The organism is Brucella pseudogrignonensis, assembly GCF_031454375.1.
In the GTDB taxonomy this organism is placed as follows: domain Bacteria; phylum Pseudomonadota; class Alphaproteobacteria; order Rhizobiales; family Rhizobiaceae; genus Brucella; species Brucella pseudogrignonensis_A.
On the sequence record NZ_JAVDQT010000001.1, the window covers coordinates 35,869 to 51,631 of the forward strand.

The window sequence follows — 15,763 nt, forward strand, 5'->3', positions numbered from 1 at the left end:
AATGCTCGATTGAAGGCTTGACCGAGCCAATGAGAGTTTATGTCATCGACAAGTGATAAAAACTCAATCTTTCACCTTTACACGCTTATAAAGCACCTTATTCTGCGCAGTGATTTGACGGGGTGCGGATGCAATTTGAATGAGTAATGAAGCTGTCTCTGGTGGGCAACCGCCACTATCTAATTTCGCGCGGCAGCTATTGCAGTTTCTGGATCGGGTGGAATATCGACGCGTTGTTCATGCGGAAGATCTCGAAGAGATTGGACGTCTGCGCTATCGGTCCTATCGAACTGCGAATGTAATGCATGAAGCGGCAGTGCCATCGATTGTCGATGATATTGACCGCGATAGCCATGCTTTCGTGTTTGGCATTCATATCGATGGGCAGCTTGTGAGTACGCTGCGTATTCATCACATAACGCCTGACCATCGTCGCGGCACAAGTTATGCGCTTTTTCCCGATATTCTTGACCCGTTGCTCAACAGCGGTATGAGCTTCGTCGATCCGACACGCTTTGCAGCTGACCCGGAATTGTTGAGCGAATATCCGGCAATCCCCTATGTCACGCTACGCATCGCTGCGATGGCTTCTGAATATTTTGAAGCGGATCAATGTCTTGCATCGGTGAAGCCGGAGCATATGGCGTTCTATAAGCGTATTTTCGGCACGACCGTTATGGCGGAAGCTCGCGAGCATGAAGGCTATGGTATCAAGGTCGGGCTAGGTGCAGCGCCTATTCGCAATATCCGCGATGCAGTTGCCGTACGTTTCCCATTTTTCAAATCGCAGCCGCACGAACGCCGTGCCATGTTTAGTAGCATGACCAATGGTGTCGGACCGCTTACGATCATGCCGACAGCAAAATATACCGGGCTGGGTGCCTGATAAGGCACTCACCTCAGATTTATTTATGATAATTTCCTTTTATTATTAAATTCATTTTGAAAGTTTCTTTAAAGAATTAAATCTGGCAATTTTCCAAAATAAAAGCTATCTGGATCGCGGAGCCGCTTGATGCGGAACGAGTGATGACGACAGCCACCGAAGAAGCCGTTGCTCTAAATGGCCTTTGACTGTGATGTAGTGCATTGAAGATTGCGGATATTCTGTCTAGACTTCGACAAAATATCTCAATGGGTGGAACTAAACATGGCAGAACATCATAATACGGCCCCGGCCGAACTTGGCGCGCCAATGGATTATACCGAGCATGATAAAACCTATGCTGGTTTCATGGGCATGTTCAAATGGGGCACAGTAGCGGTTGTCGCACTCCTGGCTTCCATGGCGTTCGGTTTTTTCGCGGGTGGGTTCTTCTCCGCGACCGTTCTGTTTGTTCTGATCTGCGCCGCTGCCTGGTTCCTCCTCTAAGGATTTAAACCAGCAATCATCCGCATGATTTGATCGAATGCCTTGGTATGGGTGCAAGATGCGCTTTGCCGGGGCTTTATGCATGTCGTCTGTTTCAAGATTTTGAGGGGCTTCTTCCCGGAAGCCCTGATTGTGCCCGGCTGTAAGGTCGGATCAGAGCGTATCCCGAAAAGTGTGAAGCGGTTTTCGGAAAAATACGCGAAAAATTAACACGTGTAGCGCCGATCCGATGCCAATTAGATCGGTGCGTCTCAAGCCACGAAAGGGAAACCAGTTGGCCCAGACTATATTCATTCCGAAAGAGAGTGATCCCAACGAGACCCGCGTTGCGGCATCCGCCGAGACGGTGAAGAAATTCATCGCGCTTGGTTTTGATGTCGTGGTGGAAAAAGGCGCAGGCGAAAAATCGCGTATCATCGATACCGAGTTTGTCACTGCTGGTGCGCGCATCGGAACTACGGCGGATGCCAAAGCGGCAGACGTTATCCTGAAAGTGCGCCGTCCGAATGATGCGGAACTCAAAGGGTATAGGTCGGGCGCAATACTTTTCGCGATGCTTGATCCTTATGGTCATGAAGATGCTGTCGCAGCATTGGGCAAGGCTGGTATCTCCGCTTTCACGATGGAATTCATGCCGCGTATTACGCGCGCGCAGGTGATGGATGTTCTCTCGTCGCAGGCCAATCTTGCCGGTTATCAGGCGGTGATTGATGCGTCTGAAACCTATGATCGCGCTATGCCGATGATGATGACGGCGGCTGGCACTGTTCCAGCGGCGCGCGTCTTCGTTATGGGGGCAGGCGTGGCTGGTCTTCAGGCGATTGCGACCGCACGTCGTCTGGGTGCGGTTGTGACGGCAACCGACGTTCGCCCTGCCGCAAAGGAGCAGGTGGCGTCACTGGGTGCGAAGTTCATCGCTGTCGAGGACGAAGAGTTCAAGGCGGCTGAAACCTCCGGCGGTTATGCCAAGGAAATGTCGAAGGAATATCAGGCAAAGCAGGCAACGCTTGTCGCTGATCATATTGCTAAGCAGGATATTGTGATTACGACTGCGCTTATTCCGGGCCGTCCGGCTCCGCGTCTTGTGACGAAGGAAATGGTCGCAGCCATGCGTCCGGGTTCTGTGCTGGTTGATCTCGCAGTTGAGCGCGGCGGTAATGTTGAAGGTGCTGTTGCGGGTCAGATCGCTGAGGTCAATGGCGTGAAGATTGTCGGGCATCTGAATGTGCCGGGACGTATTGCCGCCACCGCTTCGCAGCTTTATGCGCGCAATCTTTATGCATTCCTCGAAACACTGGTCGATAAGGAAGCAAAGCTTCTTAAGCTCGATCCGCAGGAAGAGCTGGTAAAGGCAACGCTTCTGACCCACGAGGGCAAAGTAGTGCATCCGGCTTTTGCCAAGGCCGAAGCAGAAGTCGAAGCAGGGCCAGCGGTTGTGGCTGAGAAGGTCGCTAAGCCAAAAGCAGCTCCGAAAGCTAAAGCTCCTGTCGTCGAGGCAGAGGCAGACAAGCCAGTTCGCAAGGTGACCCGTAAAGCTCCCGCTAAGCCTGCAAAAACTTCCGCTGACGGAGGAGAGGCATAATGTCTGACACAACACTCGAAAAAGCTCTTGAGAGCCTCAATCAGGCGGCAGATGCCGTCAGGCAGGCAGCGGAAAATGCAGGCGGTTTAGGTGATGCAGCAGCTGCTGCCGCTCATGCCGCATCCGGTGGCGTGGTTGATCCGTTTGTCTTCCGTCTTGCGATTTTCGTTCTGTCGATTTTCGTCGGCTATTACGTTGTCTGGCAGGTGACGCCTGCTCTGCATACCCCGCTTATGGCGGTTACCAACGCCATTTCATCGGTGATCGTGGTGGGTGCGCTTCTTGCGGTTGGCCTTTCGCTTTCGGGCTGGGCAACGGGCTTTGGCTTCATCGCACTTATCCTTGCAAGTGTGAATATTTTCGGCGGCTTCCTCGTTACCCAGCGCATGCTTGCCATGTACAAGAAAAAAGAAAAGTGAGGGCTGAGCCATCATGAGCGTTAATCTCGCAGCCTTCCTATATCTGGTCTCCGGTGTCCTGTTCATCATGGCATTGCGCGGCCTCTCGCATCCAACCACCAGCCGTCAGGGTAACACCTATGGTATGGTTGGTATGGGTATCGCTATCGTCACCACGCTGTTGTTGGCACGTCCAAGCTTCGGTGGCCTGGTGCTGATTATTCTCGGTATCGCCATTGGTGGCGGTATTGGTGCAGTGATTGCACGCCGCATTGCGATGACGGCCATGCCGCAGCTTGTGGCAGCCTTCCACTCGCTGATTGGTCTTGCAGCCGTGCTCGTTGCTGCCGCAGCCCTTTACTCACCGCATTCCTTCGGCATTGGCGAAGTGGGGCAGATCCACGGTCAGGCACTGATCGAAATGTCGCTGGGTGTTGCGATTGGTGCCATCACCTTCACCGGCTCGATCATTGCGTTCCTGAAGCTTGATGGCCGTATGTCGGGCAAGCCGATCATGCTGCCGGGACGCCATGTCATCAATGCGGCCCTTGCTGCTGCAATCGTGATCCTGATTGCCGTTCTGACCAATACCGAAAGCCATTTCGTGTTCTGGCTGATCGTCATTTTGGCGCTGGTGTTTGGTGTGCTGATCATCATCCCGATTGGCGGCGCGGATATGCCAGTTGTCGTTTCCATGCTCAATTCCTATTCGGGCTGGGCTGCTGCAGGTATCGGCTTCACGCTTGGCAATCTGGCGCTGATTATTACCGGTGCGCTGGTCGGCTCGTCGGGTGCTATTCTGTCTTACATTATGTGTAAGGGCATGAACCGCTCGTTCATTTCGGTCATTCTTGGCGGCTTTGGTGGCGACACTTCTGCTGCGGGTGGCGGTGAAGTGGAACAGCGTCCGGTTAAGCAGGGTTCGGCTGACGATGCAGCCTTCATCATGAAGAATGCATCCAAGGTCATTATCGTGCCGGGTTATGGTATGGCGGTGGCACAGGCACAGCACGCGCTGCGTGAAATGGCTGACAAGCTGAAAGCCGAAGGTGTGGAAGTGAAATACGCGATCCACCCTGTTGCCGGTCGTATGCCGGGCCATATGAACGTGCTGCTAGCTGAAGCTAACGTGCCTTATGATGAAGTGTTCGAACTCGAAGACATCAATTCGGAATTTGCGACGGCCGATGTTGCCTTCGTGATTGGCGCGAATGACGTGACCAATCCGGCAGCGAAGACCGACCCGCAATCGCCGATTTTTGGTATGCCGATCCTCGATGTCGACAAGGCCGGTACGGTTCTTTTCATCAAGCGCGGCATGGGCTCAGGCTATGCGGGTGTTGAGAACGAATTGTTCTTCCGCGACAACACAATGATGCTCTTCGCAGATGCTAAGAAGATGGTCGAAAACATTGTGAAGGCATTGGACCACTAAAACAAAAAGGGCGGCTTAGAGCCGCCCTTTTTGTTTGAATTCATAAGCTTGTTCAGCCGTAGATCATCTTATCCTGAAGAGCGCGCAGCTCGGCAATCTTGGAGCCGGGCTGTGGTGATGCGTTGGCATAGGTGATGAGTTCACCTTTTTTAATTGGTGCAGTGACGGTGCCATTTTGTAGCAAGCCGCAAGGAATGGCCTTGGCAGCGCGTGCTTCTGGTGTCGTCATAATCCATGAACGATAGCAATATTGACCTATAGCATCGAGATGATCGCCCGGCTGCAAGTCTTTCTTTGCTACCGCGCAGACTTCCGCCACCGGTTTCGGCAGTGGCACCATATCGGATTTGCCGTACAGGACGGCGCGTGCGATGGTCAGCGGCACTTCTAGCGATGTAAGGTGGTATGGCCGATGGAATGTGAAATAGGGGCCTTTGCCGATCTTCAGATCTTCAAGGCGCTCATTTAGGCGAGGGTGGTCCATCTTGGCCACAACGAACACGCCGGGCGAAACGCCTTTACCGATGGAATAATCGACGACGCCGCTCTTGCTGAGAACGCCGCCATCCGCTTGTGGGATAAGCGTACTGCTCAACTGATCGACACTGGCGCGGGGGCCATGCATGCCAGCAATATCCGGAACAAGGCCGGTCGCATTGGCAATCGCTGCCATTTCGACCATGGTTTTTGAACCGTCGATGAATTCGACCAGCAGGCGGACATTCATGTTCCGGCGGTCGGCTTCCTCCTGATAATCATCAGGGACGGCATCAAAATTGAGAGGGTTGTTCTTGCCCTTGCCAGCCGAGACAACTTCATAGCCAAGAGCAGAAACAAACTCGATCAATTCCATGCAGGACGAGGGTTCGTCGCCAGCGCCGAGTGAATAAATCACGCCCTGCTTGTCGGCTTGTGCCTTGAGGTAAGGCCCGATGGTGACATCGGCTTCGACATTCATCATCACAAGATGTTTGCCATGCTCGATGGCCTTGATTCCGGTTTCAGCACCGACTTCCGGAATGCCGGTTGCATCAATAACCACGTCGATCAGCGGATTGGAGAGGATCAAATCGTTATCGCCGGTGACTGCGATTTTGCCGCTTTCGATGGCGTTGGTCATCGCGCTTTCGCTATTGGCTTCGCGCGCATTTTCTTCATCGCCATAGGCGGTGCGGACAGCTTTAAATGTGTTTGGCAGACGACGGGCGGACAGAGCGCCGACTTCAATGCCGGGCATACGCGCCACTTGCGTGACAATATCTGTTCCCATTTCGCCAGCGCCGATAAGGCCGATGCGGATTGGTTTGCCTGTTTCCGCGCGCGCTTGTAAGTCCCGCGCCAGTCCAACCAGTGCCACATTCGTTGTCATAAGGGTCTCCGCGATAATTTTTGTCACGCTTCAATTGTTATAGATGCGTAATCGACGAACAGTCTCTATATCAACAAAGAAACCTGTGCATCTCAAATCATCGCGACAAAATACGCATTCTACCGGAGTTCCCATGAGCAACGCATCCCCCTTCGATCTCGTTATCTTTGATTGTGACGGAGTTCTCGTTGATAGTGAGCCGCTTTCCTGCCGCGCATTTGAGCAGGTCTATGCAAATCATGGCATGCCATTGCGGGAAGGGACCGTTGCTAAAGGCATTGGCATGAAGGTTGCTGACATTGTAACGATGATTGAAGGCATGACCGGGCATCGATTGCCGGAAGGTGCTGCCAATGATTTTTGGCCGATTACGCGCGATTTATTTGCTGAGCACTTGCAACCAGCAACCGGCATTGCAGATTTTCTGAAAGTGCTGCCAAATAGGCGTTGTGTGGCGTCTTCATCGCAGCCTGAGCGCATCGCATTCAGCCTTGAGAAGACCGGAATCAGCCAATATTTTGGTGACGCGGTATATTCATCCAGTATGGTCAAGCGCGGAAAGCCTGCGCCAGATTTGTTCCTCTTTGCTGCCGATAAGATGGGTGTCGATCCTGCGCGCTGCGTGGTGATCGAAGATTCGCCTTTTGGCGTTGAAGGTGCAATTGCGGCAGGCATGACGGCCTTTGGCTATACGGGTGGCGGACATACATATGAAGGTCATGCGGAACGCTTATCATCCAAGGGTGCCCATAAGGTTTTTGACCATTGGGACAACATTGCCCGTGAAATACTGGTTACTGCCTGATTAACGGCCTTGCTGTTGCGTTCTTAATAGATAACAACAGAGTATCAGTTCAGCAGAAAGTTTCATGGAATGAAAGACGCAATTACGCTCGACCAGTTGCGCGAAGCAATCGGTACGGAAATCGGATGTTCCGAGTGGCGCGAAGTCACGCAGTCGATGATCAATCAGTTTGCTGATGCAACAGATGATCATCAGTTCATCCATGTTGACCCAGAGCGTGCAGCCAAGGAAACGCCTTTTGGTGGCACGATTGCGCACGGCTTTTTGACCCTGTCGCTGCTTTCGACACTGGCATTTGAGGCGCTGCCTATGCTTGAAGGTGCAACAATGGGCATCAATTACGGCTTTGACAAAGTGCGTTTCATGTCGCCGGTGAAGACCGGTGCGCGTGTTCGTGCCCGTTTCAAGTTGGCCGATGCCGATATTCGTCCATCGGGCCGCGTCGTCAATCATTACGAAGTGACGCTGGAAGTCGAAAACATGGTAAAGCCAGCGCTGACCGCAACATGGCTTACCATTGCTGTGGTCGAGCCAGTTCGCGGATAACAGTTCTGCTCATTACGAAGCTAAGAGCCGTCCTTCTTCATCAAGAGGGGCGGCTTTGTCTTGATACGCCGTCATCAGGTCGCGGAAGAAAAACGGTCCGTGCAAAAACATACCGAAATCGTAGAAATTCTTTTTCTCGGCCCCGCGCATATAAAGCAGATGCATCAGGAAGAAATTGCCCTTTGAGCGTTTGTAGCGATTCTCGCTATGCACATTCTTGAAGCGGATGCGGTGGATGAGTGGCTGATTTTGCGTCGTGATCTTAAGAGCTTTTGCCGGATCAGAGCCATAAAAATGGATAATATCGGTGAGAACCTGAAATTCTGACCACAGAACCGGGCTGTCTTCCATCACAACACGCACGTCTTCGCGCAAAGCTTTTGCTTTGGGGTGCAGTGCGATCATCAGCAGGCAGGAGCCGATTGCCAACAGTGAAACAGGTTGCTTGCGCAAAAGATCGGGGCGTTCGCGTTGAAGGTCTGCAAGCGCTTCAACCGCGGGAACGGTGCCGAGGCTGTGGCCGACGATAACGACTTCGTCGGCGTCGCTTTCTTCGATTTTCTTCTTCAGCGCTTCTGCGAAAGCTTTGCGGCGCGCTTTCAGCTTATCATTGCGACGATAAATACGGTCATAGGCTGCCGACCAGTCATCAAGCAGATAAGACATAAAGAATCGGTCGCCCGGCCAGCGCACCAGCAAGGTTGCAACCAAAGCCGCGATGGGTAGTGACCAGACGAGATTCCAGATCGGAAAACCTGCAAGTATCGGCGCATAGGTGATAAGCGCTGCGATTGCGATAATCACAATCGACAACAGAAATGGCCACAGGAAGAACATCACAAAGCGCCAGCTTGTCAGCAGATAGCGGAGCAGGGTGCCTGTGAAGAAAATGTTCATGAAAGCACGGAAGCCCGTTAGCATGCGCTTCGGCGTGGAACGTGCTGCGTAATCATCAAAGATGTCTGCGGTGCCAAACTGGCAGAACTCTGTTTCCGTTTGCCAGCCATTACCCTGAGTCGTTGCGGTGAGCGTGCCGCAATCATCCGGTTCGTCTTTCATGAGCGGCAATTTGGTTTTCGCACGCCACAGACGGTCGAAATCCTTCAACGCAAGTGCATGGCGCACGCGGACGGCCTTGGGATGCAGGCCTTCATAGCCTGTGAACTGAATAACGAGTCGTTTGCGAAAAGACATAAATCTCGACAGAAGGAATCAATGATTGGGGATAGGGCGGTGTTTAAGCCGTTTTTTGCTATGATTGAGCAATGAGGCTGAATTGTGCGGAAAGTGGAGGCTCTCTAGCCGATACGGTGTGATTTCGTCACTATAATTTGTCGTGAAGCCATTATTTATGCTCAATACCAGGCAAAGTCTTATCTTGAGGTGGACAAAAGCCGGGCTATCTGGTAATGCCAGCCCCAATTTGCAACGTTTATGTTGCGAAGCTTGGGAGCCTTTGGGCGTATAGACAGTTGACTCTATCAGCTGAACATCGTTAAGAGACGCCCTTAATGCCTCAGGCTAAATCGAAATTCTAACCGATACGGGATTACACGTGCAGGTACTCGTCCGCGATAACAATGTTGATCAGGCTCTCCGCGCTCTTAAGAAAAAGATGCAGCGCGAAGGTATCTTCCGCGAAATGAAGATGCGTGGCCATTATGAAAAGCCATCTGAAAAGCGCGCCCGCGAAAAGGCAGAAGCCGTTCGTCGTTCGCGTAAGCTGGCTCGTAAGCGCGCACAGCGTGAAGGTCTTATCGGCGGCGGTCGTACCGCAGCTCGCTAAGTGACCTGAAATTGGCGCTGCCTGTGTGGCGCCTTTTGCTTGCCGGTGCAGCTTATGGCTTGCGCCGGTTTTTGCATGTCTGAATGTTTTTTGATGCACTTTGAAAGTGCTTCACAAGATAAGACACGCAGATTTTAAGTGTTAGCACGCCGCCATATACTGACCTTTATTGTGGCGTTGAGCTTGATACGTGAGAGAAACATAGCTTCTGGCCAGTTGAGTTGATCGGCGTTTTTCCTGCTGTCTTCTGCTGTGCTATACAATGCAAACATTATGGCTGTTAAAAGCAGCCGGGGACAAAGTTGATGCAAGCTTGGGTACGCTCCCGCGCTTCGCTCATGCAGAAAGGAACGCTGCCGTTGCCAATGCGCTTTAAGGTGATGCACTCGTCCGGCAAATTTGTTGCCCGTAACAGCCTGTTGGCTGCGACAGCTGTTTTGGCTCTTGGTCTTGTCGGTTGCCAAAGCTCCTCGACGCAAACTGCGTTGAGCACAGTTGATCGTGCTCAAGGGTCTACCGAGAACATCGGCTCGCTTACAAGCGTTATCCAGAGCAATCCGCGCGATCCAGAGGCTTATAATGTTCGTGGCTCAGCCTATGGTAAGGCGCGACGCTATAAGGAAGCGCTGCGCGATTTCGATCAGGCGATCGCCCTTAATCCGAATTTCTATCAGGCCTATGCCAACCGTGCATTGATCTACCGTTACATGAATGACAACGGTAAGGCCGCGCAGGACTATAGCCGCGCGATCCAGATCAATCCGCAATATGATGCGGCCTATGTTGGTCGCGGAAATGTGTATCGTCAGGCTGGGCGTCTTGATCAGGCATTGAGTGATTTCAATCAGGCAATTGCTTTGCAGACGACAGATGGCCGCGCCTATCATAATCGTGGTTTGATTTATCAGGCTAAGGGCCAGCATAAGCAGGCGATTGAGGATTTCTCGAAAGCGATTTCGCTGAATTCGACTGCGCCTGAACCGTACAATGGCCGCGGCATTTCTTATGTTGCACTTAACGATTATGACAACGCCTTTGATGATTTCAACACGGCGATCACGCTTGATGGCAACATCGCTGAAAGCTGGTCCAATCAGGCGCTGGTTTATGAACAGCGTGGTGATAAGGCAAAAGCTGCCAACTCATACACACGCGCTATTCAGCTCGATGCAAGCTATCAGCCTGCAAAGGCTGGTCTGGCCCGCACGCGCGGCTGATCATTATCTTTCGCGTAAGAATAAGAGTGGCGCTCTCCAAAGTTGTGAGCGCCACTTTTCTTTATGTAATGCTGGCATATAATAGTCTTTATGTCGCTCTTCGATCATATCGGCTTTCAAAGCAAAGACCTTCGCCGCAGCTTATCTTTCTATGAAAGCTGCATGCCTAAGCTCGGCCTTACCATTATTGCGCATTCAGATAGCGGCTTCTTTGTCAGTGGCGGAGAGAGGGCACCAGTGCCGTTTCTTTGGATACACAAAGCGCAGAAAACAGTCGCGGACGAGCCTGATGGAAAACCGGGCAACCATCTGCATCTGATGTTCAATGCGGGCAGTCGTGAAGATGTGGAAGCTTTTTTTCGTGCAGCTGTTCAGGGCGGCGGCAAAGAGAGTGGACCACCGGCCTATCAGGGTCCTGAAGAGATGGGCTATTACGCAGCTCTCGTCTTTGATCCCGATGGCAACACGCTGGAAGCAGGTTTTCGAAAGAGGGTGCGATAAACACCCTCCTGTCTGATCAGATACTAGCTACGTGAACGCAGGTTGCGCTTGTCGAGGCGATTGACGAGATAATCGCCGATCAGCTGAATTCCGCACACCATGATGATCAGAATAATCACCACAGCAACCATGATCTGCGTTTCAAAGCGCTGATAACCGTAACGAATTGCCAGATCGCCAAGACCGCCTGCACCGATGGCCCCAGCCATGGCAGACGCGCCAATGAGTGTGATGATGGTCACGGTGAAGCCTGCGATAATGCCCGGCAGGGCTTCCGGCACCAGCACTTCACGCACGATTGTCCAGCGGTTTGCGCCCATAGAACGCGCAGCTTCGACGAGACCATTATCCACTTCGCGCAGTGAGACTTCGGCGATGCGCGCATAATAGGGAATGGCAGCAATCGACAATGGCACGATGGATGCCCATGTGCCGATTGATGTGCCGACGACAAAACGCGTCACCGGGATGAGTGCCACAAGCAAAATGATGAAAGGCACGGAACGGAAGCCATTGATGATGGCACCGAGGATGGCGTTGATTGTCAGGTTTTGCGCAAGGCCACCACGTTCGGTCAGAATCATGATGAGTGCCAGCGGCAGACCGACGACGAGCGAAATCAGGCTCGAGAACCCGGTCATAATGATGGTCTCCCAGAAGGAGCGCCAGAGAAGATCAAGCATTGCCTGAGACATAGCCGAGAACCTCCGTGGCGTCTGCATGGGTGTTGAGATAGGCGATTGCGGCGTTTAATTTTGCTTGGTCCTGCGCGGGCAGGCCAATGAACATGGTTCCAACCGGCTCGCCCTGAATGGTATCCATGCCACCATGGATCAGTTGTAGTGCAATGCCAGTCGCAAGCGTTGCTTCGCTGAAAAATGCGCCTTTGGCAGCGGCACCTGAAAGCTTGACTTTGAGAATGGCGAGATCGCCGGTCTTCTCAAGACGCTCGCGCCACACAGCTGGCAGTTCCGGCTCCAACACCTGCAACATGCTTTGCGTGATGGGCGACTGCGGATTGGCAAAGACTTTCCAGACCGGACCTTCTTCAGCAATGACGCCGTGATCCAGCACGATCACCCGGTCGGCGATGCGGCGGATAACTTCCATCTCATGGGTAATGAGCAGGATGGTCAGGCCAAGCTTGGTATTGATATCTTTGAGCAGCGCCAGAATTGACTGGGTTGTCTCAGGATCGAGCGCCGAGGTGGCTTCGTCAGAAAGCAGAACAGCGGGTTCGGCAGCAAGTGCGCGCGCAATGCCAACGCGCTGCTTCTGGCCACCGGAAAGCTGTGCCGGATATTGTTTCGCCTTATCGGAGAGGCCGACGAGATCCAGCAGTTCGGCTACGCGCTTGATGCGTTTTGCTTTCGGCATGCCTGCAATTTTAAGCGGCAGTGCAACGTTCTGCGCGACGGTCTTGGCCGACATGAGATTGAAGTGCTGAAACACCATGCCGATGCGGCGGCGCACAGGGCGTAGCGCGTCTTCACCAAGGCCGGTGATTTCGCGACCTTCAATCAGGATTGAGCCGCTGTCGGGTTTTTCGAGGCCGTTGACGCAGCGGATCAGCGTCGATTTACCCGCGCCGCTGCGACCGATAATGCCGAGAATTTCGCCGCGTGCGACGGAAAGAGAGACGCCATTGATTGCCGGTGTCTCACCGAACATTCGACGCACGTCTTTCATGGCGACGATGGGCGCTAATGCGGCAGGTGGCTGTTCAATGGTCACGGTCGTTTCTTCTATTTTTTATCTCGCAGCAGCGAGGCTGCGAATGAATAGTTTGATGAGGCTTCAAGGAAAATGACGCCAAAGGGCATAGGCGGCTTTTCATAAGCACGCGCGGATGCTTTTGGGCAATTTTTTCGCTTACGTCAATAAAAGCCGCGCCGGAAATGCTTTTCCGGCGCGGTCTTTCAGTCGTAGAGAGCAATTAGTTCCAGGCTGGAATACCTGTGCCCTTGTAAACCCGGTCGATTTCAGCCTTCACGGTATCGTTCTGGAAAGAAGCCACAAGGTTCTTTACCCAATCAGCATTTGCATCTTCGGTGCGGACCGCGATGAAGTTGTTGTATGGGTTGTTTTCCTTGGATTCCCAGCCGATCGCCTCTTCCTTCTTGAGACCTGCTTTGCCTGCCCAGTCGTTGTTCACGATGGCGACATCGAGATCATCAATCGAGCGACCGACAACACCGGCGTCGAGTTCCTTGATTTCGATTTTCTTAGGATTTTCAACAATGTCGATTGGCGTTGCGAGAATACCTGCTTCAGGCTTCAGCTTGATAAGGCCGCTTGCTTCGAGAACGCGCAGAGCACGACCTTCATTCGATGGATCGTTAGGCACGCCGACAACTGCACCTTCCTTGATTTCATCAAGGCTCTTGATCTTGCGCGAATAGATGCCGATTGGCCAGACAGCGGTGTAACCGGCAACGTCAATCTTATAGCCATGCTGCTTGATCTGTTCGTCGAGGTACGGCTTGTGCTGGAACGCGTTTGCGTCGATTTCTTTGCGCTCAAGCGCTTCATTTGGCTGGTTGTAATCGTTGAAGGTTACGCGCTCGATGATGAGGCCGTGCTTCTTGCCTTCTTCTGCAACAACTTTCCAGACGTCTTCGTCTTCGCCGCCCATGATGCCGACCTTGATGGTCTTATCTTCTGCGTGGCTTGGCGCGGCTGCAAAGCCAACAGTGAGGGCTGCAACAGTGAAAAGGGCGGCTTTCAGACCAGCGCGGCGGGTCAGCGAATAGCGGGAAAGGACTGACGACATTCTTATTTTCCTTGTCTAAAGTTTTTTGGAGAGCCGGTCCCGGAAAGCGATCAAATTAGATGATCTTTCTCCCCCTGCCCACCTTGATGCCGATAATTCCCGTTTATTAGACAAGAAACAAGAAAAATTATTTCAGCTGCACGAGATTCAGCGATTGTGAAATTGCGTTCACAGTCGCGTGAGCGGATTGTCTTTTCAGTTTGCGCGGGTCTCAGGAATCTCGTTCTAGATCGGTTCCGTAAATATGCCATCGTTGGAACCGATCTATAGATATTTCTTAAGCATTTCCGAACGCAAAACCGGTTCCCACTTTTGCTGGAAATGCTTTAGTAATTATCCGAAATAATCATCTGCGCGGCCTTCTCCGCAATCATCAAAGTGGGTGAATTCGTGTTGCCGGAGGTGATTCCCGGCATGACCGATGCATCGGCTACGCGAAGCCCTCGAATGCCGTTGAGTTTCAGGCGCGGATCGACAATCGCGTCTGCATCTGCCCCCATGCGACACGTGCCGACCGGATGGAAAATCGTTGTGCCGATATCGCCCGCTGCTTTTTCCAGCTGCTCCTGCGTTTCATAGCTAGGTCCGGGTTTGAATTCTTCCGGGCGATATTTCTGCAAAGGCGCCTGCGCCACGATATGGCGGGTGAGGCGGATTGCGTCGGCTGCAACGCGGCGGTCACTTTCGGTGGCGAGGTAGTTCGGTCTGATTGCTGGTTGCGTGCGGTGATCCGGCGACTTGATGTGGATTGAGCCGCGACTGTCGGGTCGCAGATTACAGACGGATGCGGTAAAGGCCGGGAAGGGGTGAACGGCATCGCCAAATTTCTCAAGGCTCAAGGGCTGCACGTGATATTGCAGATTGGCCGTTTCATATGAAGGGTCTGAGCGTGTGAAAACGCCAAGCTGGCTTGGTGCCATTGACATGGGACCAGAGCGCCGCAGCAAATATTCCAGCCCGATCATGGCTTTGCCAGTAAGCTTGCTGGCCTTTTCATTCAGCGTTGGAATACCGCTCACCTTATAAGCGCAACGCAGTTGCAGATGATCCTGCAGGTTTTCGCCAAGCTGTTTGCGTTCGAGCTTTACCGGAATGCCCGCTTGTTGAAGAATGTCGCCGCGCCCGATGCCAGAAAGCTCCAGTATTTGTGGTGAGCCAACAGAGCCCGCTGCGAGTATCACTTCGCGTTTTGCTTTGATGGTGCGGGTTATGCCGTTCTGATCGAAGGTGACGCCGGTTGCCCGCAGCTCTTCGATCTCGATGCGGCGGACATGTGCGCCGGTTTCAACGCGCAGGTTGGGGCGATTAAGAGCCGGGCGCAGAAAAGCCTTGGCTGTGTTCCAGCGAATGCCGCGCTTCTGGTTGACCTTGAAATAGGACACACCTTCATTGTCACCGCGATTGAAATCGTCGGTTGCTGGAATTCCGGCAGCAACCGCTGCATCACGAAAAGCATCCAGAATATCCCAATGCAGACGGGCGTTTTCGACGCGCCATTCGCCACCTGCGCCATGCAGATCATCTGCGCCTGCGAAATTGTCTTCTGATTTTTTGAAGAAGGGCAACACGTCGTCCCAGCCCCAGCCGTCGCAACCGGCCTGTCGCCACAGATCATAATCGCGTGCCTGTCCGCGCATATAGATCATGCCATTGATGGAGGAGCAGCCCCCAAGCACTTTGCCGCGTGGATAGCCGAGCGAGCGTCCATTCAGGCCTGCTTCCGCTTCTGTGGTAAAACACCAATCTGTGCGCGGATTGCCGATGCAATAAAGATAGCCGACGGGGATATGAATCCACGCGTAATTGTCTTTGCCGCCTGCTTCGAGCAGCAGGACAGAGCGGTTCTTATCTGCGGAAAGGCGGTTCGCAAGGGCGCAGCCAGCCGTACCCGCGCCAACCACGATGTAATCGTAGGTGTCGGTCATGATTTCATATCCAGTAAAAAGGTGGAGCCGCTATCTGATGAACATGCGGCTCCG

General features: G+C 52.9%; 16 protein-coding genes. 10 read left to right on the plus strand and 6 right to left on the minus strand.

Annotation, left to right across the window (positions count from 1 at the left end):
- The first annotated feature begins 139 nt into the window (after positions 1 to 139).
- From J2782_RS00200 to J2782_RS00220, 5 genes are all read left to right on the plus strand, one after another.
- Positions 140 to 886, plus strand: coding sequence for an N-acyl amino acid synthase FeeM domain-containing protein (locus J2782_RS00200; RefSeq protein ID WP_310009605.1), 747 nt, complete (start codon positions 140 to 142; stop codon positions 884 to 886).
- Positions 887 to 1,150: 264 nt separating this feature from the next.
- Positions 1,151 to 1,372: an aa3-type cytochrome c oxidase subunit IV gene (locus J2782_RS00205; RefSeq protein ID WP_250038640.1), complete on the plus strand. Its 222-nt coding sequence runs from the start codon at positions 1,151 to 1,153 to the stop codon at positions 1,370 to 1,372.
- A gap of 274 nt (positions 1,373 to 1,646) precedes the next feature.
- Positions 1,647 to 2,954 carry a Re/Si-specific NAD(P)(+) transhydrogenase subunit alpha gene (locus J2782_RS00210; protein WP_310009606.1) on the plus strand — a complete coding sequence of 436 codons (1,308 nt, stop codon included), beginning with the start codon at positions 1,647 to 1,649 and terminating at the stop codon, positions 2,952 to 2,954.
- On the plus strand, positions 2,954 to 3,373 hold the full coding sequence (locus J2782_RS00215) for an NAD(P) transhydrogenase subunit alpha part 2 (RefSeq protein WP_207490210.1): 420 nt from the start codon (positions 2,954 to 2,956) through the stop codon (positions 3,371 to 3,373). Before J2782_RS00210 ends, J2782_RS00215 begins: the two co-directional genes overlap by 1 nt.
- A 13-nt stretch (positions 3,374 to 3,386) precedes the next feature.
- Entirely contained in the window at positions 3,387 to 4,787 is a 1,401-nt protein-coding gene (locus J2782_RS00220) for an NAD(P)(+) transhydrogenase (Re/Si-specific) subunit beta (protein WP_310009608.1), read from the plus strand.
- A gap of 52 nt (positions 4,788 to 4,839) precedes the next feature.
- Here the strand turns inward: J2782_RS00220 and J2782_RS00225 are convergent, their stop codons facing one another.
- On the minus strand, positions 4,840 to 6,156 hold the full coding sequence (locus J2782_RS00225; RefSeq protein ID WP_310009609.1) for a 1-deoxy-D-ribulose 5-phosphate reductoisomerase: 1,317 nt from the start codon (positions 6,154 to 6,156) through the stop codon (positions 4,840 to 4,842).
- A 133-nt stretch (positions 6,157 to 6,289) separates the two neighbouring features.
- On the opposite strand from J2782_RS00225, the gene J2782_RS00230 reads away from it, so the two are divergent.
- Together J2782_RS00230 and J2782_RS00235 are read left to right on the plus strand one after the other, a co-directional pair.
- On the plus strand, positions 6,290 to 6,961 hold the full coding sequence (locus tag J2782_RS00230; protein ID WP_310009610.1) for an HAD family hydrolase: 672 nt from the start codon (positions 6,290 to 6,292) through the stop codon (positions 6,959 to 6,961).
- A 69-nt stretch (positions 6,962 to 7,030) separates the two neighbouring features.
- Positions 7,031 to 7,507 carry a MaoC family dehydratase gene (locus J2782_RS00235; protein ID WP_310009612.1) on the plus strand — a complete coding sequence of 159 codons (477 nt, stop codon included), beginning with the start codon at positions 7,031 to 7,033 and terminating at the stop codon, positions 7,505 to 7,507.
- 12 nt (positions 7,508 to 7,519) lie between these two features.
- On the opposite strand, the gene J2782_RS00240 is transcribed toward J2782_RS00235, so the two are convergent.
- Positions 7,520 to 8,701: an alpha/beta hydrolase gene (locus J2782_RS00240; RefSeq protein ID WP_310009613.1), complete on the minus strand. Its 1,182-nt coding sequence runs from the start codon at positions 8,699 to 8,701 to the stop codon at positions 7,520 to 7,522.
- A gap of 361 nt (positions 8,702 to 9,062) precedes the next feature.
- Between J2782_RS00240 and rpsU the strand changes: the two genes are divergently transcribed.
- The 3 genes from rpsU to J2782_RS00255 all read left to right on the plus strand — a co-directional run bounded on the left by rpsU (position 9,063) and on the right by J2782_RS00255 (position 11,011).
- Positions 9,063 to 9,293 carry a 30S ribosomal protein S21 gene (rpsU, locus tag J2782_RS00245; RefSeq protein ID WP_187544203.1) on the plus strand — a complete coding sequence of 77 codons (231 nt, stop codon included), beginning with the start codon at positions 9,063 to 9,065 and terminating at the stop codon, positions 9,291 to 9,293.
- Between the two features lie 338 nt (positions 9,294 to 9,631).
- Entirely contained in the window at positions 9,632 to 10,510 is an 879-nt protein-coding gene (locus tag J2782_RS00250) for a tetratricopeptide repeat protein (protein WP_404989598.1), read from the plus strand.
- 90 nt (positions 10,511 to 10,600) lie between these two features.
- The gene (locus J2782_RS00255; protein ID WP_310009614.1) at positions 10,601 to 11,011 is read left to right on the plus strand and encodes a VOC family protein; all 411 of its coding nucleotides are present in this window, start codon (positions 10,601 to 10,603) and stop codon (positions 11,009 to 11,011) included.
- A gap of 23 nt (positions 11,012 to 11,034) precedes the next feature.
- On the opposite strand, the gene J2782_RS00260 is transcribed toward J2782_RS00255, so the two are convergent.
- The 4 genes from J2782_RS00260 to J2782_RS00275 form a co-directional block, all read right to left on the minus strand.
- Positions 11,035 to 11,706: a methionine ABC transporter permease gene (locus J2782_RS00260; RefSeq protein ID WP_310009615.1), complete on the minus strand. Its 672-nt coding sequence runs from the start codon at positions 11,704 to 11,706 to the stop codon at positions 11,035 to 11,037.
- On the minus strand, positions 11,687 to 12,745 hold the full coding sequence (locus J2782_RS00265; protein ID WP_310009616.1) for a methionine ABC transporter ATP-binding protein: 1,059 nt from the start codon (positions 12,743 to 12,745) through the stop codon (positions 11,687 to 11,689). The genes J2782_RS00260 and J2782_RS00265 overlap by 20 nt, the downstream gene beginning before the upstream one ends.
- Positions 12,746 to 12,947: 202 nt before the next feature.
- The gene (locus J2782_RS00270) at positions 12,948 to 13,784 is read right to left on the minus strand and encodes a MetQ/NlpA family ABC transporter substrate-binding protein (RefSeq protein ID WP_310009617.1); all 837 of its coding nucleotides are present in this window, start codon (positions 13,782 to 13,784) and stop codon (positions 12,948 to 12,950) included.
- A gap of 326 nt (positions 13,785 to 14,110) precedes the next feature.
- Complete coding sequence (locus J2782_RS00275; RefSeq protein WP_310009618.1) at positions 14,111 to 15,709, minus strand: GMC family oxidoreductase; 1,599 nt, start codon at positions 15,707 to 15,709, stop codon at positions 14,111 to 14,113.
- Positions 15,710 to 15,763: the final 54 nt, after the last annotated feature.